Genomic DNA, 25414 nt, shown 5'->3' with positions numbered 1-25414 from the left:
GCTGCGGCGAGGCCTCGAACACCGGCGCGGGGGCCTGCTGCGCGGGCACGGGCGGGGGCGGCGCCTGCACCTGGGGCGCGGGCACCGGCACGACCTGCGCCGCCGACGAAGGCACGTTGTCGCCCTGCGGCAGGATGCGGTAGAACTCGAAATCCTGCTTGGCCACCGGGCGGTCGCCCGGCTTGCCGGGCAGCGCCGCCGGCCCCTGCTCCGCCGGCGCCTGCACGCGCGGCGCCACCGGCGCAGCCTGGAAGGGATTGCTGCGGGTGAAGTACCACGCCGCGCCAGCCGCGATCAGCGCACCGAAGACGAGGCCGATGAAGATGCCGATCAGCGTTCCGCCGGCGCTCTTGGCCGGTGCGCGCGCCGGCTTGCGGACCGGGCCGCGATCTCGACTCACGATTGCCCCCCCTGCATCACATCGACTCGGGCGCGGACACGCCCAGCGTCTTCAGGCCGGTGACCAGCACCTGGCGCACCGCCGCGGCGAGCGCGAGGCGGGCGAGCTTGAGCGCCTCGTCCTCGACCAGCATGCGCTCGGCGTTGTACCAGCTATGGAAGTCGGCAGCGAGATCCTTGAGGTAGAACGCGATCTGGTGCGGCGCGTAGCCGGCGGCGGCGTCCTGCACCAGCTCGGCGAAGCTCGCCAGACGCGCGCACAGCGCGAGCTCGCGCTCGTTCTGCAGCAGGCCGAGGTCGGCACCGGCCAGCTCCGCGGCCTCGCCGCCCCACTGGTCGAGCACCGAGCACACGCGGGCGTGGGCGTACTGGACGTAATACACCGGATTCTCGTTGCTCTGGCTCTTGGCGAGGTCGAGGTCGAAGTCGAGGTGCTGGTCGGACTTGCGCAGCACGTAGAAGAAGCGGCAGGCATCGTTGCCCACCTCGCGGCGCAGCTCGCGCAGGGTGACGAACTCGCCCGAGCGGGTGGACATCGAGGTCTTCTGGCCGTCGCGGTAGAGCACCGCGAACTGCACCAAGGCCACGTCCAGTCGGGCCGGATCGAGCCCGAGCGCGGCGATCGCGCCCTTCACGCGCGGGATGTAGCCGTGGTGGTCGGCGCCCCAGATGTCGATCATGCGGTCGAAGCCGCGCTCGTACTTGTTGAGGTGGTAGGCGATGTCGGAGGCGAAGTAGGTGAAGAGGCCGTTCTCGCGCTGCACGACGCGGTCCTTCTCGTCGCCGAAGGCGGTGGAGCGGAACCACTTCGCGCCGTCCTGGAGATAGATGTGACCGGCCTTCTCGAGCTGGATCACCGCGCGCTCGACCAGGCCGGTGTCGAACAGGCTCTGCTCCGAGAACCACTTGTCGAAGCGCACGCCGAACTCCTGCAGGTCCTCGCGACCATCGCCGAGCTGCTCGTTGAGCGCGAAGCCGTGCACCCAAGGGTAGTCCTCGCCGAGCAGCTTCTTGGCGTTGGCGATCAGCGCGTCGAGGTGTTCCTCGCGCTGTTGCTTGGCCTCGTCGTCCTTGCGATCGGAAGGCGGCAGGCCGGGCGTCCCGGCCAGGATCTGCATGGCGGTGACCTTGGCGAAGCGGTCCTGGTGGGCGTCGCGCATCTCGCGACCCATGTCGACCACGTAGTCGCCCCGGTAGGCGTTGGGCGGGAAGGGAATCTCGATGCCGAAGAAGGCGAGGTAGCGCAGCCAGGTCGACAGCGCCAGGATGTCCATCTGGCGGCCAGCGTCGTTCACGTAGTACTCGCGGCTGACCTCGTAGCCGGCGAAGGCGAGCACGTCCGAGAGCGAGGCGCCATAGGCGGCGCCGCGACCGTGGCCGACGTGGAGCGGGCCGGTGGGGTTGGCGGAGACGAACTCCACCTGCACCTTGATGCCCTTGCCTGCCCCGCGGCCGAAATCCGCGCCCCTGGCCAGCACCTCGCGCACCACCGCGGTCTTGGCGTCGGAGGCGAGCGTGAAGTTGATGAAGCCGGCGCCGGCGACCTCGGCCCTGGCGACCAGCTTCGAGGGCGGCAGCTCGGCGAGCAGCAGGCCGGCGAGCTCGCGCGGGTTGCGCTTGAGCGGCTTGGCGAGCTGCAGCGCGAGGTTGGTGGCGAAGTCGCCGTGGCTCGCCTGCTTGGGGCGCTCCAGCAGGATGGGGGTGGCTGCCAGCTCCGGCGCCACGCTCTTCAGCGCAGTCTGGAGCAGGTCGGTCAGCAGGACTTTGGGGTCGGCGCTCATGGCACTCGGGATGAATTCGAAACGCGCGATTATAGCGGATCGGCGCAGTCCGACCCGGCGAGGATGTGAGTGCAGGTTGCGAGCCCCTAGCCTTCGGGCGCGCTCCCGCCCGTTCCCCCGCCGGCGCTTTCGGGCTAAAGTCCGCGCTTTGCCTCGTCCGGCCCGACCACCGTGCGCCTCTTCCGTCTCGCCAAGATCGTCTCCGTCAGCCTGCGCTTCGGCCTCGACCGCATGGTGCTCGACGCCGACAGCAGCGGCCGGCTGGCGCACGTGTGGCACAAGGTCTTCTTCTGGCGCACCTTTTCCGAGTCGCGCGGCGCGCGCCTGCGCCAGGCGCTGGAGTCGCTCGGGCCGATCTTCGTCAAGTTCGGCCAGATGCTGTCGACCCGGCGCGACCTGCTGCCGCCCGACCTCGCCGACGAGCTCGCCCTGCTGCAGGACCGCGTCCCGCCCTTCCCGACCGAGCAGGCGCTCGAAGTGCTGGAAGGCTTCTACGGTCGTCCGATCGACGAGGTCTTCGACGACTTCGAGCGCACGCCGGTGGCCTCGGCCTCGGTGGCGCAAGTGCATTTCGCGCGCCTGCCCGACGGCACCGACGTCGCGGTCAAGGTGCTGCGCCCGGGCATCGAGCGCGTCATCGAGCACGACCTCGCCCTGCTCGAAGTCGCCGCGGTGCTGCTGGAGAAGATCTGGCCCGAAGGCCGCCGCCTCAAGCCACGCGAGGTGGTCGCAGAGTTCAGCAAGTACCTGCACGACGAGCTCGACCTGATGCGCGAGGCGGCCAACTGCTCGCAGCTGCGGCGAAACTTCACCGACTCCTCGCTGCTGATCGTGCCCGAGGTGTATTGGGACTGGTGCGGCAGCAAGGTCATGGTGATGGAGCGCATGCGCGGCGTGCCGATCTCGCAGACGCCGGCGCTGCTCGCCCAGGGCACCGATTTGAAAGCACTCTCCCGTGCCGGCGTGGAGATCTTCTTCACCCAGGTCTTCCGCGACGGTTTCTTCCACGCCGACATGCACCCGGGCAACATCTTCGTGCATCAGGACGGGCGCTACATCGCGCTCGACTTCGGCATCATGGGCACGCTCAACGAGGTGGACAAGAACTACCTCGCGACCAACTTCCTCGCCTTCTTCAAGCGCGACTACCGGCGCGTGGCGCTCGCCCACATCGAGGCCGGCTGGGTGCCGGCGAAGACGCGGGTGGACGAGTTCGAGGCGGCGATCCGCACCGTGTGCGAACCGATCTTCGACAAGCCCTTGAAGGACATCTCCTTCGGCAAGACCCTGCTGCGCCTGTTCCAGACCGCGCGCCGCTTCGAGATGGAGGTGCAGCCGCAGCTCGTGCTGCTGCAGAAGACCCTGCTCAACATCGAGGGTCTGGGCCGCCAGCTCGACCCCGAGCTCGATCTGTGGAAGACCGCCAAGCCCTTCCTCGAGCGCTGGATGGACGAGCGCATGGGCGTGCGCGCGCTGGTGCGCGGGGTCAAGGAAGAGGCGCCGGCCTGGGCCGGCACCCTGCCGCAGCTGCCGCGCCTGGTGCATCAGGCGCTCACCGAATCGGCCCGTCACCAGAGCGCTCAGCAGCAGCGCCTCGAAGAGCTCGCCGCCGGGCAACGCACCCAGGGCCGCCTGCTGCTCTTCATCGGCGCCGTCGCCATGGGCCTGCTCGGCCTGGAGCTCTACCGCCTGTTCGGCTGACGCGCGCCGCGGCATTCAACGCCGACGTTGCGCCCATGCAATAAAGCGCGAACGATCAAGCCCTTGGCGCGCGCATCCCGCCCCCCGCGGCGGCGTTCTGTTGGTACACTCGCGCCCTCTTTTTTCGCTCACCGCGCGCGGATGCGCCAACACGAAAGGCCCAACCATGCTGCTCTGGCTTGTCGTCGCCTACCTGGTCGTCTCCATCGGCATCGGCCTGTATGCCGCCACCCGGGTGCACAATGCGCGTGACTACATCACCGCAGGGCGCAACCTGCCGATGATCGTCGTGCTGGCGATGGTGTTCGCCACCTGGTTCGGCGCCGAGACCGTGCTCGGCATCTCCGCCACCTTCCTCGAGGAAGGCTTCCACGGCCTGATCTCCGACCCGCTCGGCGCCTCGGCCTGCCTGGTGCTGTTCGGCCTCGTCTTCGCCCGCCCGTTGTACCGCATGAACCTGCTCACGCTGGGCGATTTCTTCCGCGTGCGCTACAACCGCACGACCGAACTCGTGCTGTCGATCTGCATCGTGCTCTCCTACCTGGGCTGGGTGGCGGCGCAGGTCACCGCGCTCGGGCTGGTGTTCAACGTGCTCTCGGGCGACGCGGTCACGATGAACCAGGGCATGCTGATCGGCGCCGGCGTCGTCCTCGTCTATACCCTGTTCGGTGGCATGTGGTCGGTGGCGATGACCACCTTCGTGCAGATGATCGTGATCGTGATCGGCCTGGTCTGGGTGAGCTGGATCGCCGGCGACATGGCGGGCGGCTTCGACAACGTGATCGCCAAGGCCGCGGCCGAAGGCAAGTTCGAGTTCCTGCCCGCGCTGGACGCGGTCGAGATCGTCGCCTGGATCGCCGCGTTCGCCACCATGGCGCTCGGCTCTATCCCGCAGCAGGACGTGTTCCAGCGCGTGAATTCCTCCAGGAACGAGCGCGTCGCGATCTGGGGCACGACGCTCGGCGGGGTGAGCTACTTCTTCTTCGCCGCGGTGCCGCTCTTCCTCGCCTACACCGCCAACATCATCGATCCCGGCATGGTCGAGCGCCTGATGGAGCAGGACTCGCAGCTCATCCTGCCGACGCTGATCCTGCAGTACATGCCCTTCTACGCCCAGGTGATCTTCTTCGGCGCGCTGCTGTCGGTCATCATGTCGACCGCCTCCGGCACCCTGCTCGCCCCCTCGGTGACCTTCTCCGAGAACGTGCTGCGCGGCTTCTTCCCGGGCATGGGCGACCGCGCCTTCCTGCTCAGCACGCGCGTCACCGTGGTGCTGTTCACCGCCTTCGTCACCTGGTACGCCACCAGCACCGAATCCTCGATCCACGAGATGGTCGAGAACGCCTACCGCGTCACCCTGGCCGGCGCCTTCGTGCCGCTCGCCGCCGGCCTGTTCTGGAAGCGCGCCAACAACCTCGGCGCCGCGCTGGCGATCATCCTCGGCCTGTCGACCTGGATCCTCTTCGAGCTCTTCGTCCCCGAAGGCGACATCGAGCCCCAGCTCTACGGCGTGGCGGCGAGCGCGCTCGGCATGCTGGCGGGTGGACTGATCGGCCGGCAGCCGCACCACCGCCCGCACATCGGCGGCCACCATGCGGCGGCGGGTACCCACCACACGCATCGCTGACCGTCCCGCGCCCGCCCGGGTGCGTGCAGCCCGCACCGGCGGCCGACGCGTTTGATGGTGATCAACGCGTCGGTCGCCGGTCTCGTTTATGGTTGCGGCGTTTTTTTCCTCTGGAAACCCCGCTCCATGTCCGTGTCTTCCCCGATCGAACTCGTCTGCCCCGCGGGCAGCCTTCCGGCCCTCAAGACGGCCATCGATCACGGCGCCGACTGCGTCTATCTCGGTTTCAAGGACGCCACCAACGCACGCAACTTTTCCGGGCTCAATTTCGATCCGGCGCAGGTGCGCGAGGGTGTCGCCTATGCGCACGCACGCAAGCGCAAGGTGCTGCTGGCGCTCAACACCTATCCCCAGACCGACAACTGGTCGTCCTGGACACAGGCGATCGACCGCGCCGCCGACTACGGCGTTGACGCGGTGATCCTCGCCGATCCCGGGCTCATGGCCTACGCCGCAAAGACCCACCCGCAGCTGCGCCTGCACCTGTCGGTGCAGGGCTCGGCGACCAGCTACGAGGCGATCAACTGGTACCGCGAACGCTTCGGCATCCAGCGCGCGGTGCTGCCGCGCGTGCTGTCGATGGCCCAGGTCGAGAGCGTGGTCGCCAACACCCAAGTCGAGATCGAGGTGTTCGGCTTCGGCGGCCTGTGCGTGATGGTCGAGGGCCGCTGCGCACTGTCGGCCTACGCCACCGGCGAGTCGCCCAACTGCAACGGCGCCTGCTCGCCGGGCAAGCACGTGCGCTGGGAAGACACCCCGCGCGGCATGGAGACGCGGCTCAACGGCATCCTCATCGACCGCTTCTCCGAAGGCGAGCGTGCCGGCTATCCCACCCTTTGCAAGGGTCGCTTCGAGGTCAACGACGAGACCTACTACGCCCTCGAGGAGCCCACCAGCCTCAACACGCTCGAGTTGCTGCCCGAACTCGCGCGCATCGGCATCCGCGCGATCAAGATCGAGGGTCGCCAGCGCAGCCCGGCCTACGTCGCCCAGGTCACCAAGGTGTGGCGTGCCGCGCTCGACAAGTTGAACAGCGGCGGCGGCGCAGGTTTCAGCGTGCTGCCGGCGTGGATGGCCGAACTCAACAAGGTCTCCGAAGGCCAGAGCCACACCCTCGGCGCCTACTACCGCCCGTGGAAGTGAGCCTCGCGCCGACCGCCCGCGCCGTCCCGACCCGATCCGATCGCCGCCGCGCGGAGCAGGCGCCCGCAGCGCGCCCGCCCGCGGCGTCGAGCCCCCCATCCGAATGAGAACCGCCCGATGAAACTCGCCCTCGGCCCCCTGCTCTACTACTGGCCCCACCAGAGCGTGCTCGACTTCTACGCCGACCTGGCCGAAGCCCCGCTCGACAGTGTTTACCTCGGCGAGACGGTGTGCTCGCGCCGCCACGAACTGCGCCTGGACGACTGGCTGGAGGTCGGCAAGGTTCTCGCCGCCGCCGGCAAGGAGGTGGTGATCAGCTCGCAGGCCCTGATCGAATCCGAGTCCGACCTCAAGACCCTGCGCCGCATCGTCCGGCAGCACGACTTCCGCGTCGAGGCCAACGACATGGGCGCGGTGCGCCTGCTCGTCGAGGCCGGCGTGGACAACTGGATCGCCGGCCCCACGCTGAACATCTTCAACCCCACGACGCTGCAGCTCATGATCGACTCGGGCGCGACGCGCTGGGCGGTCGCCCCCGAGATGTCGGGCGCGGCGCTCGCCGAGGTGCGCGCCGCGCTCGCCAGGCCGATCGAGACCGAAGTCTTCGCCTACGGTCGCCTGCCACTGGCGCACTCGGCGCGCTGCTTCACCGCCCGTCACTTCAACCTGCAAAAGGACACCTGCGAGTTCCGCTGCCTGTCGATCATGGACGGGATCACGCTGCGCACCCGCGAGGGCGCGCCCTTCCTGACGCTCAACGGCGTGCAGACCCAGTCTGCACGGGTGCACAACCTGCTCGGCGACCTGCCCGCCGTGCGCGCCAGCGCCGAGGTGCTGCGCATCAGCCCGCAGGGCGCGCACACTCGCCAGATCGTCGAACTCTTCCGCGCCGCGCTCGACGAGCAGCGCGGTCCGGCGGACGCGCTCGCCGCCAGCCGCGAGTGGATGGTCGAGGAGCCCTGCAACGGCTTCTGGCACGGCCGCGCCGGCGTCGAACAGTACGTCGCCGCCTGACCCCTTTCCGACCTGCTGCAAACCCGGAGTCCGCACATGCCCGCACTGCCTGCCCTGCCCCGCCCGCCGCTGCCTTCGCACTTGCTGCCCGGCAGCCTGCGCCAGCGCATCGGCGAACGCCTCGCCACCCTGCGCATCCCCGACTTCACCGTGCCCGCCCCGGTGGCGAAGCTGGTGTCGCGCCTGCCCCAGCAGCCGCCGACCCACGTGCTCACGCTCGCGCTCAACCTCGCGCTCGACCGCATCCTGCCGCGCGACACCCTCGAACCGCTGAGCGGCCGCCACCTGCAGATGCGTGTGCTCGACGCCGGGCTGACGCTCGACTTCACCCTCGGCGAGCGCGGCTTCCGCCGTGCCACCCCGGCCGCGGGCGCCAGACCGGACCTGATCCTCTCCGCCACCACGCGCGACTTCATGGCGCTGGCACTGCGCGAGGAAGACCCCGACACCCTTTTCTTCAGCCGCCGCCTGCGCATGGAAGGCGACACCGATCTCGGCCTGCTGGTCAAGAACACGCTCGACGCGGTGGACTGGGACGCCCTCAAGGCGAAGCTGCTCGGCCGCCACGGCTGACCCCCTGCAGGAGCGGCGCAAGCCGCGAACCGGCCCCTCCGGCCACCGCCGCGCATCGACCGCAGCGCGTCCGTCCGCATCCGCGGTAAGCTCGCGGTCCGCTGCCCGACGTTTGCCGCCATGCCCTCCGAATTCGACCTGATCCGGCGCCACTTCACCCGCCCCGCGCGCCACACCGAGCTCGCCGTGGGCGACGACGCCGCCCTGCTAGCGCCGCGCCCCGGCATGCGGCTGGCGGTGTCCACCGACATGCTGGTGGCCGGCACCCACTTCTTCGCCGACACCGACCCGGAAGGGCTAGGCTGGAAGACGCTCGCGGTCAACGTCTCCGACCTCGCCGCCATGGGCGCCGAGCCGCGCTGGGCCTTCCTCGCGCTCGCGCTGCCGCAGGCGGACGAGGCCTGGATCGCTGCCTTCGCGCGCGGCTTCTTCGCCTGCGCCGACGCCTTCGCGATCGACCTCGCCGGCGGCGACACCACGCGCGGACCGCTGACGCTTTCAGTGACCATCGTCGGCGAGGTCCCGGCCGGCGCCGCGATCACCCGTGGCGGAGCGCGCGCGGGCGACGACTTGTGGATCTCGGGCCAGCCCGGCCGCGCCGCGCTCGGGCTCGCGGCGCTGCGCGGCGAAACCGGCCTGGACGCCATCCACCACGCCGAATTCGTCGACGCCCTGCAACGGCCGCAGCCGCGCGTAGCGCTCGGGCTCGCGCTGCGCAGCCTGGCGAGCGCGATGCTGGACGTCTCCGACGGCCTGCTCGGCGATCTGCGACACCTCCTCGAATGCTCGGGCACGGGTGCCATCGTCGAGGTCGCGGCGCTGCCGCTCGCCGCGCTCGCCGCCAGCGGCGCCGATCCCGCGCTGTGCCGGCGCTGCCTGCTCGCGGGCGGAGACGACTACGAGCTGCTGTTCGCGGCTGCGCCCCGACACCGTGCCGAGATCGATGCCTTGTCGGCCCGACTCGACCTCCCCCTGCATCGCATCGGCGAATTCACCCCCGCACGCGAGCGCCTGCTGCTGCGCGAGGCCGACGGCGGCCTGGCGGCCCCGGCCGCATGCGGCTACGATCACTTCGCCTGAGGCCCGATCCGGCCCACCTCTCGAAACGACCATGCGCCCCACCGCCCGCCTGCTGATGAGCCACCCCGCCCACTTCATCTCGCTGGGCTTCGGCGCCGGGCTGTCGCCGTGGGCGCCGGGCACGGTCGGCACCCTGCTCGGGTGGGCGATCTACCCACTGATCCGCACCCCGGTGTCGGAGTTCGTCTTCCTCGCACTGCTCGCCAGCTTCTTCCTCGCCGGCGTGCTCGCCGCCGAGCGCACCGGGCAAGCGCTGGGGGTGCCAGACCACGGCGGCATCGTCTGGGACGAGATGGTGGCGATCTGGCTGGTGCTGCTGTTCACCCCCGCCGGGCTGCTGTGGCAGGCGATCGCGGTCGCACTGTTCCGCTTCTTCGACATCGTCAAACCGCCTCCGGTGCGCTGGGCCGACCGCAGCTTCAAGGGCGGCTTCGGGGTCATGTTCGACGACCTCGTCGCCGCCGGCTACACCCTGCTGGCGCTCGCGGTGCTGGTTCACCTGCTGGGGAGCTGAGACCATGACCGATCACGAACTCGACGCCCTCGCGCGCAGGGTGGGCGAAGCCCTCGCCAACCGCAGGCTGTGGCTGGCCACCGCGGAGTCCTGCACCGGCGGCTGGATCGCCGAGGCCGTCACCGCGGTCGCCGGCAGCTCGGGCTGGTTCGACCGCGGCTTCGTGACCTACTCGAACGACGCCAAGGCCGACATGCTCGGCGTGCGCGCCGCGACGCTGGAGACGCACGGCGCGGTCAGCGAAGCCACCGTGGGCGAAATGGCCGCGGGCGCGCTCGACCACAGCCGCGCCGACCTCGCGGTGGCCGTGTCCGGGGTCGCGGGACCGGGTGGAGGCAGCCCCGCCAAGCCGGTCGGCACGGTCTGCCTCGCTTGGGCACGGCGCGACGGCCCCACCGGGGTCGTCACCGTCCATCTCGACGGCGACCGCGCCGCGGTGCGCCGGCAGACGGTGATCCTCGCCCTGCAAGGCGTACTCGAACACTGCGTCTGAGGGGCGCAGGGCGCACGGGGCCGGGAAATCCGAACCACCACCCTTGCCACTTCGCCGGACGCAGCCCCGCGCCGGAAATCCCCATGACATGTTTGCTGTAATTGCATACAGGCTCTACACTTACGGCATCAGGCCTGCACCCCGCATGTCTGCAATCTTTGTGCCATAATCAGGCAATCAAACAGGACGCACTTCCATGGACGAAAACAAGGCCAAAGCCCTCTCCGCGGCGCTGTCGCAGATCGAAAAGCAGTTCGGCAAGGGTTCGATCATGCGCATGGGCGACGGCAGCATCGAGCGCGACATCCAGACCGTCTCCACCGGCTCGCTCGGACTCGACATCGCGCTCGGGCTCGGCGGTCTGCCGCGCGGTCGGGTGGTCGAAATCTACGGCCCCGAATCCTCCGGCAAGACCACGCTCACCCTGCAGGTCATCGCCGAGATGCAGAAGCTCGGCGGCACCGCGGCCTTCATCGACGCCGAGCACGCGCTCGACGTGGGCTACGCGGAAAAACTCGGCGTCGACATCGAGGATCTGCTGATCTCGCAGCCCGACACCGGCGAACAGGCGCTCGAGATCGCCGACATGCTGGTGCGCTCGGGCGGCGTGGACATCGTGGTCATCGACTCGGTCGCCGCGCTCACGCCCAAGGCCGAGATCGAGGGCGAGATGGGCGACCAGCTCCCCGGCCTGCAGGCCCGCCTGATGTCGCAGGCACTGCGCAAGCTCACCGCCAACATCAAGCGCACCAACACCCTGGTGATCTTCATCAACCAGATCCGCATGAAGATCGGCGTGATGTTCGGCAGCCCGGAGACCACCACCGGCGGCAACGCGCTCAAGTTCTACGCCTCGGTGCGCATGGACATCCGCCGCACCGGCACGATCAAGAAGGGTGACGAGGTGGTCGGCTCCGAGACCCGCGTCAAGGTGGTCAAGAACAAGGTCTCGCCACCGTTCAAGGAAGCCCACTTCGACATCCTTTACGGCGAGGGCATCTCGCGCGAAGGCGAGATCATCGACCTCGGCGTCGAGCACAAGATCGTTGACAAGTCGGGCGCCTGGTACGCCTACAAGGGCGACAAGATCGGCCAGGGCAAGGACAACTCGCGCGAGTTCCTGCGCGCCAACCCGGTGCTGGCCCGCGAGATCGAGAACAAGGTGCGGGTCGCGGTCGGCCTGCCCGAGCTGCCGCCCGCCGCCGCGTCCGCCCCGGCGCCGGCCGAGGCCTGACCCCGTCGACGCCGACATGGGCGAGCCGAGCCTGCGCGAACGTGCGCTCCGCCATCTCGCCCGGCGCGACCACTCGCGCGCCGAACTTGCGCGCAAGCTCGCACCCCATGGCGAGCCGGCCGAGATCGAAGCGGTGCTCGAGCGCATGCGCGAGCTCGGCCTGCAGTCCGACGAGCGCTACGCCGAGGCCTTCGTGCGCGGCAAGGCGGCGCGCTTCGGCACCGCACGATTGCGCAACGAGCTCGTGCGGCGAGGCATCGACCGTGACCGGATCGACGAGGCGCTCGCCGACGAGTGCGTAGAATCCGAGATCGAGCGGGCGCGCGCGGTGCTGCACGGCCGCTTCGCCACCCCACCCGCCGACGCACGCGAATGGGCGCGCCAGGCGCGCTTCCTGCAAACCCGGGGCTTCGCCCCCGAGCTGATCCGCAAGCTGCTGAAAGAGCCCTACGATGAGTCTGCTTAAGGTCGCCGGCCTGCAAAAGCGCTACAAGGCGCGCACCGTGGTGCATGACGTCGGCTTCGAGGTCGGCTCGGGCGAGGTCGTCGGCCTGCTCGGTCCCAACGGCGCCGGCAAGACCACCTGCTTCTACATGATTGTGGGTCTGGTGCGCGCCGACGGCGGCCAGATCGCCCTCGACGGCACCGACCTCACCCACCTGCCGATCCACGCCCGCGCGCGTTTGGGCCTGTCCTACCTGCCGCAGGAGATGAGCGTGTTCCGCAAGCTCAGCGTGGCCGAGAATATCCGCGCCGTGCTCGAACTCCAGGGGCTCGAACGCCGCCAGATCGAGGAGCGGCTCGAGGAACTGCTGATGGAACTGGGCATCCATCACCTGCGCGACAACACCGCGATCTCGCTCTCGGGTGGGGAGCGCCGGCGCTGCGAGATCGCCCGCGCGCTCGCCACCGACCCGCGCCTGATCCTGCTCGACGAGCCCTTCGCCGGGGTCGATCCGATCGCGGTCATCGACATCCAGAAGATCATCCGCTTCCTCAAGGAGCGCGGCATCGGCGTGCTGATCACCGACCACAACGTGCGCGAGACCTTGGGCATCTGCGACCGCGCCTACATCATCAGCGAAGGTCGCGTGCTGGCGAGCGGAGAGCCTACCGAGATCATCGAGAACGAGCGCGTGCGCCAGGTCTACCTCGGCGAGCACTTCCGCCTGTGAGCCCGCCCTCCTGCCGACCGCGATGAAACCCAGCCTCCAGCTCAAGCTCTCCCAGCACCTCACGCTGACGCCCCAGCTGCAGCAGTCGATCAAGCTGCTGCAGCTGTCTACGATCGAGCTGAACCAGGAGATCGAGCGCGTGCTGCTCGAGAATCCCATGCTCGAGCGCGAGGATGGCGACGGCGGCGTCGACTACGCCCCCGCGCCGCCGCCGGGCAACGCGCCCGAGCGCGAAGCCGCGCCGGAACCCGCCGCCGAACCGGCGGGCGAGTCGATCACGCACGAGGGCGGCGAAGGCAGCAGCGAGGACGAGGGCATCGACTGGTCCAACGTGGGTCAGGGCGCGTCCAGCCGCAGCGAGGACGACGAGGACGGCGACTACCAGGACATCCAGGCCGCCGGCGTGTCGCTGCGCGAACACCTCGACCAGCAGGTCGCCCTCTCGCCCCTGTCCGACCGCGACCGCGCGCTGGTGCGCTTCCTGATCGAGGCACTCGACGACGACGGCTACCTGCACCAGCCGCTGGAAGATCTCCTCGAGCTGTTGCCGCAGGACGCCGAGGTCGATCTCGACGAGCTCGCCATCGCCCTGCGCCACGTGCAGAGCCTCGAGCCGGCCGGGATCGGCGCGCGCAGCCCGCAGGAATGTCTGGCCCTGCAGCTCCAGGCCTTGCCCGAGTGCCCGATACGCCCTCTCGCTCTCGAGATCGTGACCAGCCACCTCGAACTGCTCGCGGAGCGCAACTTCGCCCGTATCCGCAAGCTCACCGGCTGTGACGACGAGGGTCTGCGCGAAGCGCAGGCCCTGATCTGCAGCCTCGACCCCCACCCCGGCTCGCGCTACTCCACCGCCGAGACGCGCTACGTGCTGCCCGACGTCGTCGTGCGCAAGCTGCGCGGCCAATGGACCGTGAGCCTGAACCAGGAAGCGATGCCGCGTCTGCGCATCAATCGCCTCTACGCCAGTCTGCTGCAGCAGAACCGCGCACAGGGCGGCGGCCTGGGTGGGCAGTTGCAGGAGGCGCGCTGGCTGATCAAGAACGTCCAGCAGCGCTTCGACACCATCCTGCGCGTATCCCAGGCCATCGTTGACCAGCAACGGCAGTTCTTCGATCATGGGGACGTGGCGATGCGGCCACTCACCCTAAGGGAGATCGCAGACCAGCTCGAGCTGCACGAATCCACCGTCTCGCGCGTCACCACGCAGAAGTACATGGCGACGCCGCGCGGAGTCTTCGAGCTCAAGTATTTTTTCGGCAGTCATGTCGCGACCGACACCGGCGGTGCGGCTTCCTCCACGGCGATTCGTGCGCTGATTCGCCAGCTGGTGGACGCGGAGGACAGCAAGAAGCCGCTGTCCGACGCCAAGATCGCCGAAATTCTCGGCCAACAGGGAATCGTCGTGGCGAGGCGCACGATCGCCAAGTACCGCGAGTCCCTCAACATCCCGCCGGTCAGCCTGCGCAAATCCCTCTGACAACAACAGGAGTCATCCATGAATCTGAACATCACCGGGCGCCACGTCGAAGTCACCCCCGCCATCCGCGAATACGTGACCTCCAAGCTCGATCGCGTCATCCGCCATTTCGACAACGTCACCAGCGTCACCGTCATCCTGTCGGTCGAAAAGCTCAAGCAGAAAGCCGAGGTGACGCTGCACGTGCGCGGCAAGGACCTCTTCGTCGAAGCGGACGACGCCGACCTCTACGCGGCGATCGACGCGATGACCGACAAGCTCGACCGTCAGGTTCAGAAGTACAAGCAGAAGCAGTCCGACCATAACCACGAGTCGCTCAAGCACCAGGTCCCCGAGGCCTGAGGACCGGCTTGAAGCTCCCCGTCCGGGGTGTGGTTATAATGCGCGCGTTTTCACGAAGCGCGGCCGCACACGCCCCGGACCGGATTCCCGCCCCCCTGGCGGCAGCTGACGGAAGAGTGCGCGAGCCCACCTGCGAATGAGCCTGATATCCCAACTCCTGCCGCTTTCCAACGTGGTGATCGATCTCGACGCGAGCAGCAAGAAGCGCGTCTTTGAACAGGCCGGCCTGCTGTTCGAGAACAACCAGGGCATCGCCCGCAGCACCGTGTTCGACAGCCTGTTCACCCGCGAACGCCTCGGCTCGACCGGACTGGGTCAGGGCATCGCCATCCCGCACGGCCGCATCAAGGGGCTCAAGGACGCCGCCGGCGCTTTTCTGCGCCTGGCCACCCCGGTGCAGTTCGATGCTCCCGACGGCCGTCCGGTGGACATGCTGTTCGTGCTGCTCGTGCCCGAGCAGGCCAACGAAACCCATCTGCAGCTGCTCTCCGAACTCGCGCAGATGTTCAGCGACCGCGAGTTCCGCGAGACCCTGCACGGCGCGACGGATGCCGCACAGATCCACAGCCTGTTCGTGAATTGGGGTGCCGATGCGGCAAACCAGCCTGACCCGGCTGTATGAGGCGCACCGCGAAAGCCTGAGCCTCGTCCACGTCAGCGGGCCGATCGGTGCCCGTCTGTCGGTCGCCGAAGAGCGCATCTGGCCGGCCGACCTCGTCGGCCACCTCAACCTGATCCACCCCACCCGGCTACAGGTGCTCGGCGCCGCAGAGCTCGCGTGGGCGCAACGCCAGGCGAACGAGAAGGTCGCCCACCACCTCAACGAGATCCTCTCGGCGCACCCCCCCGCGATCATCGTCGCCGACGGCTGCGAGATCCCCAACATCCTCCACGGCATCTGCGAGGCGCACGACGTCGCGCTGTTCACCGCGCGCCACCCCTCGGCGAGCGTGATCGACCAGCTCCGCCTCTACCTGTCGCGCGAGCTCGCCGAGAAGGTCTCGCTGCACGGCGTGTTCATGGACGTGCTCGGGCTCGGCGTGATGATCACCGGCGATTCCGGCGCGGGCAAATCCGAGCTCGGCCTCGAGCTGATCTCGCGCGGCCACGGCCTCGTCGCCGACGACGTGGTCGAGCTGTCGCGCATCGCGCCCACGGTGCTCGAGGGCCGCTGCCCCGAGATGCTGCAGGATTTCATCGAAGTGCGCGGCCTCGGCCTGATCAACATCCGCACCATCTTCGGCGAGACCGCGTGCCGGCGGAAGATGCGCCTGCGCCTGATCTGCCACCTCGACCGCCGCCAACCCGGTCCCGACGACCCCTGCCGGCTGCCGCTGCAGCAGGAGACGCAGGACATCCTCGGCGTGAAGGTCGCCCGCGTCGTGCTGCCGGTGGCCGCGGGACGCAACCTCGCGGTGCTGCTCGAGGCCGCAGTGCGCTCGACCATCCTCAAGCTGCGCGGCATCGACTCCACCCAGGAATTCATCGACCGCCAGGCGCGCGCGCTGCACGCCGAAGAGGCCTACCGCGCCGACTGAGCCACCCGCACTTGCGGCACGGCGCCGCCGGCTGTTACGCTCGATCGCTTTGCAGCAGCCTACTGGCCGGCCATGAGCTCCACTCCCGATTACCTGGAACGCATCCTCAACGCGCAGGTGTACGACGTCGCCGTCGAGACCCCGCTCGACCTCGCCACCAACCTGTCGGCGCGCACGCACAACCGCATCTACTTCAAGCGCGAGGACATGCAGCCGGTGTTCAGCTTCAAGATCCGCGGCGCCTACAACAAGATGGCGAACCTGTCGCCGCAGGCCTTGAAGCGCGGCGTGATCTGCGCCTCGGCGGGCAACCACGCCCAGGGCGTGGCGCTGTCGGCGGCCAGGCTGGGCGTGCGCGCGGTGATCGTGATGCCGAGCACCACGCCGCAGATCAAGATCGACGCGGTCAAGGCGCGCGGCGGCGAGGTCGTGCTCGCAGGCGAATCCTATTCCGACGCCTACACGCACGCGCTCGAGCTCGAGAAGAGCGAGAAACTCACCTTCGTCCACCCCTTCGACGACCCCGACGTGATCGCCGGCCAGGGCACGGTGGGCCTGGAGATCCTGCGCGCGCACCCGAAGCCGATCCACGCGGTGTTCTGCTGTGTCGGCGGCGGCGGGCTGATCGCCGGCGTGGCGGCCTACATCAAGCGCCTGCGCCCGGAGACGAAGATCATCGGCGTCGAGGCGGTGGACGCCGACGCGATGACGCGCTCGCTCGCCGCGGGCAAGCGCATCGCGCTCGAGCAGGTCGGCATCTTCGCCGACGGCGCCGCCGTCAAGGAGGTCGGTGCCGAGACCTTCCGCCTGTGCCAGCAGTATGTGGACGAGATGATCGTGGTCGACAACGACGCCATCTGCGCCGCGATCAAGGACGTCTTCGAGGACACCCGCTCCATCCTCGAGCCCGCCGGCGCGCTCGCCGTCGCCGGCGCCAAGGAGTACGCCCGCCGCAACAAGCTGCGCGACAAGAGCCTGGTGGCGGTGGCCTCGGGGGCCAACATGAACTTCGACCGCCTGCGCTTCGTCGCCGAGCGCGCCGAGCTCGGCGAGCAGCGCGAGGCCGTGCTCGCGGTGACCATCCCCGAGAAGCCGGGCTCCTTCCGCAAGTTCATCAGCGTGCTCGGCAACCGCAACATCACCGAGTTCAACTACCGCTACGCCGACGCCGAGCGCGCCCACATCTTCGTCGGCGTCACCGTGCACAACCGCAGCGAGGTCGGACGCCTGGTGGAGATGCTCGAGCGCCACGAGCTGCCTGCGCTCGACCTCACCGACGACGAGATGGCCAAGTCGCACGTGCGCTACATGGTGGGCGGACGCGCGCCACAGGTGGAAAACGAGGTGGTCTACCGCTTCGTCTTCCCCGAGCGCCCGGGCGCGCTGATGAATTTCCTCTCCAACCTGCGCTCGGACTGGAACATCTCGCTGTTCCACTACCGCAACCACGGCTCCGACTTCGGCCGCGTGCTGGTCGGCATGCAGGTGCCGCCGGCCGACAAGGACGCCTTCGACGCCTTCCTGCAGCGGCTCGGCTACGACTACGTGGCCGAGACCGACAACCCCGCCTACCGCATGTTCCTGTCCGGGAGCTGAGCCCCGCAGGCAGGCCGTGCAGGGTTGCAGCCGCCGCTCAGGCGCGCGGCTTCGCCACCCCCGCCTCGGTCACCAGCCAGTCCATCGGGCGATCGAACTCCTGCGGCAGCGTGTCGGGCACGCGCCCGACCTCGAAGCCCACGCCCACCGCCACGGTGCGCAGCACCGCCAGCGTGCGGTCGAAGTAGCCCCCTCCGTAGCCGAGGCGGTAGCCGCGTTCGTCGAAGGCATTGAGGGGGATCAGCACCAGCTCGGGCTCGACCGCCTCGCCGTCCGCCGGGTGGGGGATGCCATGGCGGTCGAGCGGCATCGGCACGCCCGGCGTCCACGCGCGGAACATCATCGGCGCATGGCGCTCGAGCACCACCGGCAAGGCCGCCACCCGCCCGGGCGCGGCCGCACGCCAGGCCTGCACCCACGGGCGCAGGTCGGGCTCGGCGCGGTAGGGCCAGCAGAAGGCGAGCCGGCGTGGCTGCAAGCGTCCGACCAGGTCGTCGAGATGCTCGCCGATTGCCGCGGCGAGGCGCTCGCGACGCTCGGCAGGCAGGCGCTCGCGCAACGCCAGCGCATGTTCGCGCATGCGCTGGCGACGCGCGCCGGGATCATGGGACAAGGGGGCGAAACTCATCTTCGATATGGTATGGTTGGCGGTCAAACGGAGGCATCACCTGGCATGAAGAAGGCACTGGTTGCGGCGCTCACGGCCGCGACGTTCCTCGCCCCCGCCGGCGCGTTCGCGCAGATTGGCGGCGAGTCCGGCGACGGGCGTATCGTCGCCGCTCGCGAGGCCCTGCGCAAGGGCGACCGCAGCACGCTCGAACGCCTCGCAGCCGTGCGCGAGGCCCACCCCCTCGACGCCTATCCGCGCTACTGGCTGCTGATCAACCGCCTCGCGCGTGCCGAAGAACCCGTGCCCGTCGCGGCCCTGCAAGCCTTCCTCGCCGAAGAAGCCGGCTCCAACCTCGCCGAACGCCTGCGCGCGGACTGGCTGCGCCGCCTCGCCAGGGACGGCGACTGGAGCGGCTTCCTCGCGGTGTACGCGGACCTGCGCAGCCCCGACGCCGAATTGCGCTGCAACGCATGGAGCGCGCGCATGCTGACCGGCGAGCGCAGCGTCTTCGCCGAGCTCGCGCGCGAATGGGACACCCTCGCCGACGCCGATCCGACCTGCGACACGCCGCTGCGCGCGGCGGTCGACTCCGGCGCGGTGGACGAAGAACGCGTGTGGTGGCGCATCCGCCGACAGATCGACACCCGCAAGCCCGAGGCTGCGCTCGCCAGCCTGTCGCTGCTGCCCGCAGCGAGCGCACCGGCCCACGCCGATCTGGCGCAGGCGATCCGCTCGCCCGCACCCTGGCTGGATCGGCTGCAGCCCAACTTCGCCGTGAGCCGCGCCGGCCGCGAGCTCGCGCTCGCCGCACTGGTGCGCCTGGCGCGCGAGGACGTCTCCGCCGCGCGCCTGCGCCTGCTGCGCATCCAGGACCGCCTCGGCGCGGCCGAACGCAACTACGCCCATCTGGCGCTCGGCATGCACGCCGCGCTCGACCGCCTGCCCGAGGCGAGCGCGCTCTACGCCGCCGCCGGCGACATCGAGACCACCGCCCAGCAACGTGCGTGGCGGGTGCGTGCGGCGCTGCGCATCGGCGACTGGCACGCGGTGCGCGAGGCGATCGAAGCCATGCCCGCCGACGAACGCGAAGCCGCCGACTGGATCTACTGGCTGGGCCGCGCACACGCCGCGGCCGGGCGCCGCGACGCCGCCGAGTCGCTCTACGTGCGTATCGCCGGCGAGCCGCACTTCTACGGCATGCTCGCGCGCGAGGAGCTCGGCGAGGCCTTCCCGCCGCCCCCCGCCACCGCGCCGCTACCGCGCGCCAAGCTCGAGGAGGCCGAGCGCGACCCCGGCCTGCAGCGCGCACTCGCGCTCTACCGGCTGGAGCTGCGCACCGAGGCGCTGCGCGAATGGGTCTGGGGCGTGCGCGAACGCGACGAGCAGTTCCGCCTCGCCGCCGCCCACCTTGCGCTGCGCAACGAGCTCTACGACCGCGCGATCAATACCGCCGAGCTGGCCAACCCGCGCAGCAACTTCGAGCTGCGCTTCCTGACCCCCTATCGCGACCTCATCGAGCCGCAGGTGCGCGCGCAGGGGCTCGACCTCGGCTGGGTGTACGGCCTCATGCGCCAGGAGAGCCGCTTCGTGGTTCCGGCACGCTCCAGCGTCGGCGCCCAGGGCCTCATGCAGGTGATGCCCGCCACCGGCAAGTGGGTGGCGGATCGGATCGGCCTCGCCGGCTACAACCAGCGCCTGCTCACCGACCCCGAGACCAACGTGCTGCTCGGCACCAGCTACATGCGCCTGATCATGGAGGGGCTCGACGCCCACCCCGTGCTCGCCAGCGCCGGCTACAACGCCGGCCCCGGGCGGGCGCGGCGCTGGCGCGACGCGGCGCCGCTCGAGGGCGCGATCTATACCGAGACGATCCCGTTCGACGAGACCCGCGACTACGTCAAGAAGGTGCTCGCCAACGCGGTGATCTACGCGGCGATGCTCGAAAAACGGCCGCAATCGCTCAAGGCGCGACTCGGCACGATCGCGCCCGGGGCTGCCAGCGAGTAAGCTTCCGCGTGCGCCATCCCATTCCATCCACAGCAACAGCACGGTCCAGTCGAAACATGAACCCGAAACGCGTCGTCATCGTCGGCGGCTCCGGCTTTATCGGCAGCGCCATCGCCAATCGTCTCTGCAAGGAAGGCGTCAAGGTCCTCATTCCCACCCGCCGCCGCAGCCGCGCCGGCCATGTTCTGCTGCTACCCAACGTCGAGGTGGTGGAGGGCAACGTGCATGACGTCGCCCTGCTTGCGCGCCTGTTCGAGGGCGCCGACGCCGTGGTGAACACCGTCGGCGTCCTGCATTCGCGCCCGGGCAGGCCCTTCGGCCCCGACTTCGCGCGCGCCCACGTCGAGCTGCCGCAGAAGATCGTCGCCGCCTGTCGCACGGCGGGCGTGCCCCGCCTCGTGCACATCAGCGCCCTCGGCGCCTATTCCGACGGCCCGTCGGAATACCAGCGCTCGAAGGCGGCCGGCGAGACCGCGATCCGCACCGGCTCGCCCGAGATCGCGTGGACCATCCTGCAGCCTTCGGTGGTGTTCGGCCGCGGCGACAGCTTCCTCAACCTCTTCGCCGACCTCGCGCGCATGTTCCCGGTGCTGCCGCTCGCCGGCGCCACCGCGCGCTTCCAGCCGGTGTATGTCGAGGACGTCGCCGAGGCGGTGTGGCAGAGCCTGACGCGCGACGATGCAGGCGGGCAAACCTTCCAGCTCGCCGGACCGACCGTCTACACGCTGCGCCAGCTCGTCGAGTACGTCTCCGCGCTCGTGGGCAAGCCGCGCCCGATCTATCCGCTGTCCGAGAAGCTGGCGATGTGGCAGGCGCGCCTCATGGAGCTCGCCCCCCAGCCCCTGATGAGCCGCGACAACGTGCGCTCGATGAAGGTCGACAACGTCGCCAGCGGCACCCCGCAACCCTTCGGCATGGTGCCTACCGCGCTCGAGACCGTGGCCCCGGCCTGGCTCGGCCAGGCGGCGCCGCGAGCCCGTTACTACCCCTTCCGCCGCCACGCGCGGCGCTGAAGAGCAACTCTCTACGGAGTCCGCGATGAAGCTGATCATCGGCAACAAGAACTATTCCTCCTGGTCCCTGCGCGCCTGGCTGGCTGCGCGCGAGGGCGGCTTCACCTTCGAGGAGATCCACATCTCCCTGTTCATCCCCGGCAGCCGCGAGCGCATCCTGTCGCACTCGCCCTCGGGCAAGGTACCCTGCCTGAACGACCACGGCGTGGTGGTGTGGGACTCGCTCGCGATCGGCGAATACCTCGCCGAGAAGCGCCCCGGTCTGCTGCCCGCCGACCCGGTCGCACGCGCGCTGGCGCGCTCGGTCACCGCCGAGATGCACTCCGGCTTCCAGAACCTGCGCAGCCGCATGCCGATGAACGTGCGCAAGGACTACACCGGTTTCGGCCACAGCCCCGAGGTCGATGCCGACATCGCGCGCATCGTGGCGATCTGGAACGACTGCCGCGCGCGCTTCGGCGCCGTGGGCCCCTACCTCTTCGGCCGCTTCAGCCTCGCCGACGCGGCCTTCGCGCCGGTGGCCTTCCGCTTCCAGACCTACGCGGTGAAGCCCGCGGGCGCGGCCGGCGAGTACCTCGCCACCCTGCTCGCCAACCCGCACATGCAGGAGTGGGCGACGGCGGCACGCGCCGAGACCGAGTCGATCCCGGAAGAGGACCTCTACGGCTGATGCAGGCCTATGTCGTGGGCGGAGCGGTGCGCGACGCCCTGCTCGGCCTGCCGGTGAAGGATCGCGACTGGGTGGTGGTCGGCAGCACGCCCGAGGAGATGCTCGCGCGCGGCTTCCGCCCCGTCGGCCGCGATTTTCCGGTCTTCCTGCATCCGCACACCAACGAGGAATACGCGCTCGCGCGCACCGAGCGCAAGTCGGGCCACGGCTACACCGGCTTCGTCTGCCACGCCTCGCCCGAGGTCACGCTCGAAGAGGATCTGCTGCGCCGCGACCTCACCATCAACGCGATCGCGCGCGCCGAGGACGGCCGCCTGATCGACCCCTGCGGTGGCCGGCGCGACCTCGCCGCGCGCGTCTTCCGCCATGTGTCGCCCGCCTTCGCCGAGGATCCGCTGCGCATCCTGCGCGTGGCGCGCTTCTCCGCGCGCTTCACCGACTTCGAGCTGGCACCCGAGACCCTGGAACTGATGCGCGCGATGGTCGTGGCCGGCGAGGTCGACCATCTGGTCGCCGAGCGCGTCTGGCAGGAACTCGCGCGCGGGCTCATGGAGGCGCGCCCCTCGCGGATGATCCGCGTGCTGCGTGCCTGCGGCGCACTCGCACGCCTGCTGCCCGAGCTCGACCGCCTGTTCGGGATCCCGCAGCCGGAGAAGTACCACCCCGAGATCGACACCGGCGAGCACGTGCTGATGGTGCTCGACCACGCCGCCGCCGCGGACGAGCCGCTCGCGGTGCGCTGGGCCTGCCTGCTGCACGACCTCGGCAAGGGCGACACGCCCGCCCACCTGCTGCCGCACCATTACGGCCACGAGGCCGCGAGCGCGCGCCGCGCGCGCGAGGTGTCGGAACGCCTGAAGGCCCCCGCCGACTGCCGCGACCTCGCCGAGATGGTGGCGCGCGAGCACGGCATCCTGGCGCGCGCGCACGAGCTGCGCGCCGAAACCATGGTCAAGCTGATCGAACGCTGCGACGGCCTGCGCCGTCCGCAGCGCTTCCTCCTGATGCTGCAGGCGGCCGCCTGCGACCACGCCGGCCGCGGCAGCGGCGCGGAAAACGCGTCGGAATGGAGACCCTTGTCACGCTGGCAGGCCGCGCTGCAGGCCGTGCGCGCCGTCGATGCCGGTAGAATCGCAACCGAGTGCAGCGACAAATCGCTGATTCCTCAGGCCTTGCACACCGCCCGCGTGGCGGCCGTGAAGGCCCTGGACAAGGACCCCGCATGAACGCAACCCGCTTCGGCGAACTCGAGGTGCTGTGTCACGCACCCGAGCGCGCCACCCATGAACACCCCCTGCTCTTCATCCACGGCGCCTACGTTTCGGCATGGTGCTGGGACGAGCACTTCCTGCCCTGGTTCGCCCGCCGCGGCTGGCAGGCCTATGCCGTCTCGCTCTCCGGCCATGGCCGCAGCCGCCAGCGCGAGCACCTCGACTCCTACTCGATCGACGACTACGTGCGCGACGTCGCCGAAGTCGCCGCCCGCCTGCCTGCGCCGCCGGTGCTGGTCGGCCACTCGATGGGCGGGATGGTGGTGCAGAAGTATCTCGAGCAACACGACGCGCCCGCCGCGGTGCTGATGTCCGCCGTCCCGCCGCAAGGCCTGATGGGCTCGGCCTTCGGCCTGATCTTCAAGCGCCCGCACCTGCTCTCCGACCTCAACCGCATCATGTCGGGCAACGACGTGGACATCGACAGCCTGCGCGAGGCGCTCTTCCATCAGCCGGTGGCGGCCGACGACCTGCAACGCTACTACCGCCTGAGCCAGCCCGAGTCGCACCGCGCGATCTGGGACATGTCGCTGTTCAACCTGCCGCAGCCGGCACGCATGCACCGCGTGCCGATGCAGATCCTCGGCGCCGAGCACGACGCCCTGATCCCGCCCGACCAGGTGCACATGACCGCCATGACCTACGGTCGCCAGGCCGAGATCCTCCCCGGCATGGGCCACGGCATGATGCTCGAGCACGACTGGGAGATCGCCGCGATGCGGATCGCCGACTGGCTGGCCGAGCGCGCGCTGTAGCCGACGCCGGGCCGCCTCAGAGCGCGTGCGTGCGATCGCCGCGCGCGAAGCCGAGCAGCGGTCCGTCGATCGCGCGCGACAGCGCGATCACCTTGAAGAGCTCCCCCATCTCCTGCGGCGCGGTCAGGCGCTGCACCGCGCGCGCGGCGCGGATGTAGTCCGCGCTCTCGCGGGCGCCGCGCCGCTCCAGGCATTCCAGCACGCCGCAGTTGAAGAGGAACTGCGCCTGCGTGGTGTAGCCCTGCACGTCCAGCCCGGCCTCGAAGCCGGCCTCGGCCACCGCGGTGAAGTCCACGAAGGCGGTGATGTCGTTGAGCCCCGGCCACAGGAAAGGGTCGCCGTGGGCATGGTGGCGGTAGTAGCACAGCAGGGTGCCGCCCGAACGCGAGGGCAGGTAGTACTCGGCGCGCGGATAGCCGTAGTCGATCAGCAGCAGGGCGCCCGCGTGCAGGCGCTCGGCCCAGGCCGCCACCCAGGCCTTGCCGGCGAGGTTCAGCTCGGTGACGTATTCCCCGCTCTGCGGCACCGGCAGGGCGAGCGCCCGCGCTCCTTCCGCCACCGCGCCCGCCGCCGGCACGTCCGCCCAGCACAGCCGGCGTATCCCCGCGGCATCGGTGGCGATGGCGACGCCGCGCTCGAAGAGCCCCTCGGCGCGCGACACCAGCAGATGCACCGGCATCACGTCGAGCACCTCGTTGGCCACCACTGCACCGGAGAAGCGCTCCGGCAGCGCGTCCAGCCACTGCACGCGCGCCGCCAGGTGAGGAACCTTGGCGGCCAGGGTGTCGAACTGGCGTTCGCGCAATTCGCCCGAGAGCTCGAGGATGCCGTAGCGCTCGGGCAGGCAGCCGCGGCGTTCGAGCTCGAGCAGCAGGTCGGCGGCGAGCAGGCCGGTACCGGCGCCGACCTCGATCAGCGCGGGCGCGCTCGCGCGCATCACCTGCTCGACCTGGGCGGCGAGCGCCTGGCCGAAAAGCGGGGTAAGCTCGGGCGCGGTGATGAAATCGCCGCCGGGGCCGAACTTTCGCGCGCCACCGCTGTAATACCCCAGCCCCGGCGCGTAGAGCGCGAGCTCCATGTAGCGCGCGAACGGGATCCAGCCAGCGGCCGCGGCCAGCTCGGCCTCGATGTGTTCGAGCAGGCGGGCGCTCTGGGCGAGCGCATCGGCGGAAGGCTGGGGCAATGAAGACATGATCGTTCTGCAGGACAGGAGGGCGAGGCCGCGATTGTAGCGGCACGCCCGCCCAGCCGCCCGGTCAGCTCCGGGCCTCACGGTGAATCCGATGCGCACGTCTCCTCCCGAACCCGAATCCACCGCGGCACCGCTGATCCTGGTCACCGGCGCCGCGCGCCGCGTCGGCGCGGCGATCGCACGCCGGCTGCACGCCGGAGGCGCCCGCC

General features: G+C 69.8%; 24 protein-coding genes and 2 pseudogenes. 22 read left to right on the top strand and 4 right to left on the bottom strand.

Going from position 1 to position 25414, the window contains the following annotated elements; genetic code table 11:
- Both C665_RS09440 and argS read right to left on the bottom strand, forming a co-directional pair.
- Positions 1-400, bottom strand: a pseudogene (locus C665_RS09440) (SPOR domain-containing protein); the annotation flags it as partial.
- 16 nt (positions 401-416) lie between these two features.
- Complete coding sequence (argS, locus tag C665_RS09435; protein WP_004306791.1) at positions 417-2180, bottom strand: arginine--tRNA ligase; 1764 nt, start codon at positions 2178-2180, stop codon at positions 417-419.
- A 171-nt stretch (positions 2181-2351) separates the two neighbouring features.
- Between argS and ubiB the strand changes: the two genes are divergently transcribed.
- From ubiB to ilvA, 16 genes are all read left to right on the top strand, one after another.
- On the top strand, positions 2352-3881 hold the full coding sequence (gene ubiB, locus C665_RS09430) for a ubiquinone biosynthesis regulatory protein kinase UbiB (protein ID WP_004306790.1): 1530 nt from the start codon (positions 2352-2354) through the stop codon (positions 3879-3881).
- A 166-nt stretch (positions 3882-4047) separates the two neighbouring features.
- Positions 4048-5508 (top strand): high affinity choline transporter 1, encoded by a 1461-nt coding sequence (locus tag C665_RS09425; RefSeq protein WP_004306787.1) that lies wholly within the window; start codon positions 4048-4050, stop codon positions 5506-5508.
- A 126-nt stretch (positions 5509-5634) separates the two neighbouring features.
- On the top strand, positions 5635-6651 hold the full coding sequence (gene ubiU / locus C665_RS09420) for a ubiquinone anaerobic biosynthesis protein UbiU (RefSeq protein ID WP_004306784.1): 1017 nt from the start codon (positions 5635-5637) through the stop codon (positions 6649-6651).
- 117 nt (positions 6652-6768) lie between these two features.
- On the top strand, positions 6769-7665 hold the full coding sequence (locus C665_RS09415; protein ID WP_004306781.1) for a U32 family peptidase: 897 nt from the start codon (positions 6769-6771) through the stop codon (positions 7663-7665).
- A 36-nt stretch (positions 7666-7701) separates the two neighbouring features.
- Positions 7702-8238, top strand: a complete 537-nt coding sequence (gene ubiT / locus C665_RS09410) for a ubiquinone anaerobic biosynthesis accessory factor UbiT (RefSeq protein ID WP_004306779.1) — start codon at positions 7702-7704, stop codon at positions 8236-8238.
- A 120-nt stretch (positions 8239-8358) separates the two neighbouring features.
- Entirely contained in the window at positions 8359-9318 is a 960-nt protein-coding gene (gene thiL, locus C665_RS09405; RefSeq protein WP_004306776.1) for a thiamine-phosphate kinase, read from the top strand.
- Positions 9319-9349: 31 nt separating this feature from the next.
- Complete coding sequence (locus C665_RS09400; protein ID WP_004306772.1) at positions 9350-9832, top strand: phosphatidylglycerophosphatase A family protein; 483 nt, start codon at positions 9350-9352, stop codon at positions 9830-9832.
- A gap of 4 nt (positions 9833-9836) precedes the next feature.
- Positions 9837-10325, top strand: coding sequence for a nicotinamide-nucleotide amidase (gene pncC / locus C665_RS09395; protein ID WP_004306769.1), 489 nt, complete (start codon positions 9837-9839; stop codon positions 10323-10325).
- Positions 10326-10521: 196 nt separating this feature from the next.
- Positions 10522-11559 carry a recombinase RecA gene (recA, locus tag C665_RS09390; protein ID WP_004306766.1) on the top strand — a complete coding sequence of 346 codons (1038 nt, stop codon included), beginning with the start codon at positions 10522-10524 and terminating at the stop codon, positions 11557-11559.
- Between the two features lie 16 nt (positions 11560-11575).
- Positions 11576-12025 (top strand): recombination regulator RecX, encoded by a 450-nt coding sequence (recX, locus tag C665_RS09385; RefSeq protein WP_004306763.1) that lies wholly within the window; start codon positions 11576-11578, stop codon positions 12023-12025.
- Positions 12012-12734 (top strand): LPS export ABC transporter ATP-binding protein, encoded by a 723-nt coding sequence (lptB, locus tag C665_RS09380; protein ID WP_004306760.1) that lies wholly within the window; start codon positions 12012-12014, stop codon positions 12732-12734. Before recX ends, lptB begins: the two co-directional genes overlap by 14 nt.
- 22 nt (positions 12735-12756) lie before the next feature.
- Positions 12757-14211, top strand: coding sequence for an RNA polymerase factor sigma-54 (locus C665_RS09375; protein ID WP_004306755.1), 1455 nt, complete (start codon positions 12757-12759; stop codon positions 14209-14211).
- Positions 14212-14229: 18 nt separating this feature from the next.
- Positions 14230-14553, top strand: coding sequence for a ribosome hibernation-promoting factor, HPF/YfiA family (gene hpf, locus C665_RS09370; protein WP_004306751.1), 324 nt, complete (start codon positions 14230-14232; stop codon positions 14551-14553).
- A gap of 136 nt (positions 14554-14689) precedes the next feature.
- Entirely contained in the window at positions 14690-15175 is a 486-nt protein-coding gene (ptsN, locus tag C665_RS09365; RefSeq protein WP_004306750.1) for a PTS IIA-like nitrogen regulatory protein PtsN, read from the top strand.
- Entirely contained in the window at positions 15144-16091 is a 948-nt protein-coding gene (gene hprK, locus C665_RS09360; RefSeq protein ID WP_004306747.1) for an HPr(Ser) kinase/phosphatase, read from the top strand. The genes ptsN and hprK overlap by 32 nt, the downstream gene beginning before the upstream one ends.
- A 72-nt stretch (positions 16092-16163) precedes the next feature.
- Entirely contained in the window at positions 16164-17687 is a 1524-nt protein-coding gene (gene ilvA, locus C665_RS09355) for a threonine ammonia-lyase, biosynthetic (protein WP_004306745.1), read from the top strand.
- 37 nt (positions 17688-17724) lie between these two features.
- On the opposite strand, the gene C665_RS09350 is transcribed toward ilvA, so the two are convergent.
- Complete coding sequence (locus C665_RS09350) at positions 17725-18315, bottom strand: 5-formyltetrahydrofolate cyclo-ligase (protein ID WP_012584593.1); 591 nt, start codon at positions 18313-18315, stop codon at positions 17725-17727.
- Positions 18316-18360: 45 nt separating this feature from the next.
- On the opposite strand from C665_RS09350, the gene C665_RS09345 reads away from it, so the two are divergent.
- From C665_RS09345 to C665_RS09325, 5 genes are read left to right on the top strand one after another with little or no spacing between them, the layout of a single operon-like run.
- Positions 18361-20304 carry a lytic transglycosylase domain-containing protein gene (locus C665_RS09345; RefSeq protein WP_004306739.1) on the top strand — a complete coding sequence of 648 codons (1944 nt, stop codon included), beginning with the start codon at positions 18361-18363 and terminating at the stop codon, positions 20302-20304.
- 56 nt (positions 20305-20360) lie between these two features.
- On the top strand, positions 20361-21317 hold the full coding sequence (locus tag C665_RS09340; protein ID WP_004306736.1) for a complex I NDUFA9 subunit family protein: 957 nt from the start codon (positions 20361-20363) through the stop codon (positions 21315-21317).
- A gap of 25 nt (positions 21318-21342) precedes the next feature.
- Positions 21343-21987, top strand: coding sequence for a glutathione S-transferase family protein (locus C665_RS09335; protein WP_004306733.1), 645 nt, complete (start codon positions 21343-21345; stop codon positions 21985-21987).
- On the top strand, positions 21987-23213 hold the full coding sequence (locus C665_RS09330; protein ID WP_004306731.1) for a multifunctional CCA addition/repair protein: 1227 nt from the start codon (positions 21987-21989) through the stop codon (positions 23211-23213). Before C665_RS09335 ends, C665_RS09330 begins: the two co-directional genes overlap by 1 nt.
- Positions 23210-24013, top strand: a complete 804-nt coding sequence (locus C665_RS09325) for an alpha/beta hydrolase (protein WP_004306727.1) — start codon at positions 23210-23212, stop codon at positions 24011-24013. Before C665_RS09330 ends, C665_RS09325 begins: the two co-directional genes overlap by 4 nt.
- 16 nt (positions 24014-24029) lie before the next feature.
- Here C665_RS09325 and C665_RS09320 read toward each other — a convergent pair whose 3' ends face one another.
- Positions 24030-25205, bottom strand: coding sequence for a class I SAM-dependent methyltransferase (locus C665_RS09320; protein ID WP_040828907.1), 1176 nt, complete (start codon positions 25203-25205; stop codon positions 24030-24032).
- 91 nt (positions 25206-25296) lie between these two features.
- Here C665_RS09320 and C665_RS21105 point away from each other — a divergent pair.
- Positions 25297-25414 (top strand): annotated as a pseudogene (locus C665_RS21105) (pteridine reductase); the annotation flags it as partial.

The organism is Thauera aminoaromatica S2 (assembly GCF_000310185.1).
GTDB lineage: Bacteria > Pseudomonadota > Gammaproteobacteria > Burkholderiales > Rhodocyclaceae > Thauera > Thauera aminoaromatica.
The sequence above is the reverse complement of the archived record's forward strand: the minus strand, read 5'-3'. Positions and strand labels throughout refer to the sequence as shown.

What these genes read in the sequence shown, in the direction of transcription:
- argS (WP_004306791.1), bottom strand. Translation starts at nt 2,180, where the DNA reads ATGAGCGCCGACCCCAAAGTCCTGCTGACCGACCTGCTCCAGACTGCG.
- C665_RS09425 (WP_004306787.1), top strand. Translation starts at nt 4,048, where the DNA reads ATGCTGCTCTGGCTTGTCGTCGCCTACCTGGTCGTCTCCATCGGCATC.
- ubiU (WP_004306784.1), top strand. Translation starts at nt 5,635, where the DNA reads ATGTCCGTGTCTTCCCCGATCGAACTCGTCTGCCCCGCGGGCAGCCTT.
- C665_RS09415 (WP_004306781.1), top strand. Translation starts at nt 6,769, where the DNA reads ATGAAACTCGCCCTCGGCCCCCTGCTCTACTACTGGCCCCACCAGAGC.
- ubiT (WP_004306779.1), top strand. Translation starts at nt 7,702, where the DNA reads ATGCCCGCACTGCCTGCCCTGCCCCGCCCGCCGCTGCCTTCGCACTTG.
- thiL (WP_004306776.1), top strand. Translation starts at nt 8,359, where the DNA reads ATGCCCTCCGAATTCGACCTGATCCGGCGCCACTTCACCCGCCCCGCG.
- C665_RS09400 (WP_004306772.1), top strand. Translation starts at nt 9,350, where the DNA reads ATGCGCCCCACCGCCCGCCTGCTGATGAGCCACCCCGCCCACTTCATC.
- pncC (WP_004306769.1), top strand. Translation starts at nt 9,837, where the DNA reads ATGACCGATCACGAACTCGACGCCCTCGCGCGCAGGGTGGGCGAAGCC.
- recA (WP_004306766.1), top strand. Translation starts at nt 10,522, where the DNA reads ATGGACGAAAACAAGGCCAAAGCCCTCTCCGCGGCGCTGTCGCAGATC.
- recX (WP_004306763.1), top strand. Translation starts at nt 11,576, where the DNA reads ATGGGCGAGCCGAGCCTGCGCGAACGTGCGCTCCGCCATCTCGCCCGG.
- lptB (WP_004306760.1), top strand. Translation starts at nt 12,012, where the DNA reads ATGAGTCTGCTTAAGGTCGCCGGCCTGCAAAAGCGCTACAAGGCGCGC.
- C665_RS09375 (WP_004306755.1), top strand. Translation starts at nt 12,757, where the DNA reads ATGAAACCCAGCCTCCAGCTCAAGCTCTCCCAGCACCTCACGCTGACG.
- hpf (WP_004306751.1), top strand. Translation starts at nt 14,230, where the DNA reads ATGAATCTGAACATCACCGGGCGCCACGTCGAAGTCACCCCCGCCATC.
- ptsN (WP_004306750.1), top strand. Translation starts at nt 14,690, where the DNA reads ATGAGCCTGATATCCCAACTCCTGCCGCTTTCCAACGTGGTGATCGAT.
- hprK (WP_004306747.1), top strand. Translation starts at nt 15,144, where the DNA reads ATGCGGCAAACCAGCCTGACCCGGCTGTATGAGGCGCACCGCGAAAGC.
- ilvA (WP_004306745.1), top strand. Translation starts at nt 16,164, where the DNA reads ATGAGCTCCACTCCCGATTACCTGGAACGCATCCTCAACGCGCAGGTG.
- C665_RS09350 (WP_012584593.1), bottom strand. Translation starts at nt 18,315, where the DNA reads ATGAGTTTCGCCCCCTTGTCCCATGATCCCGGCGCGCGTCGCCAGCGC.
- C665_RS09345 (WP_004306739.1), top strand. Translation starts at nt 18,361, where the DNA reads ATGAAGAAGGCACTGGTTGCGGCGCTCACGGCCGCGACGTTCCTCGCC.
- C665_RS09340 (WP_004306736.1), top strand. Translation starts at nt 20,361, where the DNA reads ATGAACCCGAAACGCGTCGTCATCGTCGGCGGCTCCGGCTTTATCGGC.
- C665_RS09335 (WP_004306733.1), top strand. Translation starts at nt 21,343, where the DNA reads ATGAAGCTGATCATCGGCAACAAGAACTATTCCTCCTGGTCCCTGCGC.
- C665_RS09330 (WP_004306731.1), top strand. Translation starts at nt 21,987, where the DNA reads ATGCAGGCCTATGTCGTGGGCGGAGCGGTGCGCGACGCCCTGCTCGGC.
- C665_RS09325 (WP_004306727.1), top strand. Translation starts at nt 23,210, where the DNA reads ATGAACGCAACCCGCTTCGGCGAACTCGAGGTGCTGTGTCACGCACCC.
- C665_RS09320 (WP_040828907.1), bottom strand. Translation starts at nt 25,205, where the DNA reads ATGTCTTCATTGCCCCAGCCTTCCGCCGATGCGCTCGCCCAGAGCGCC.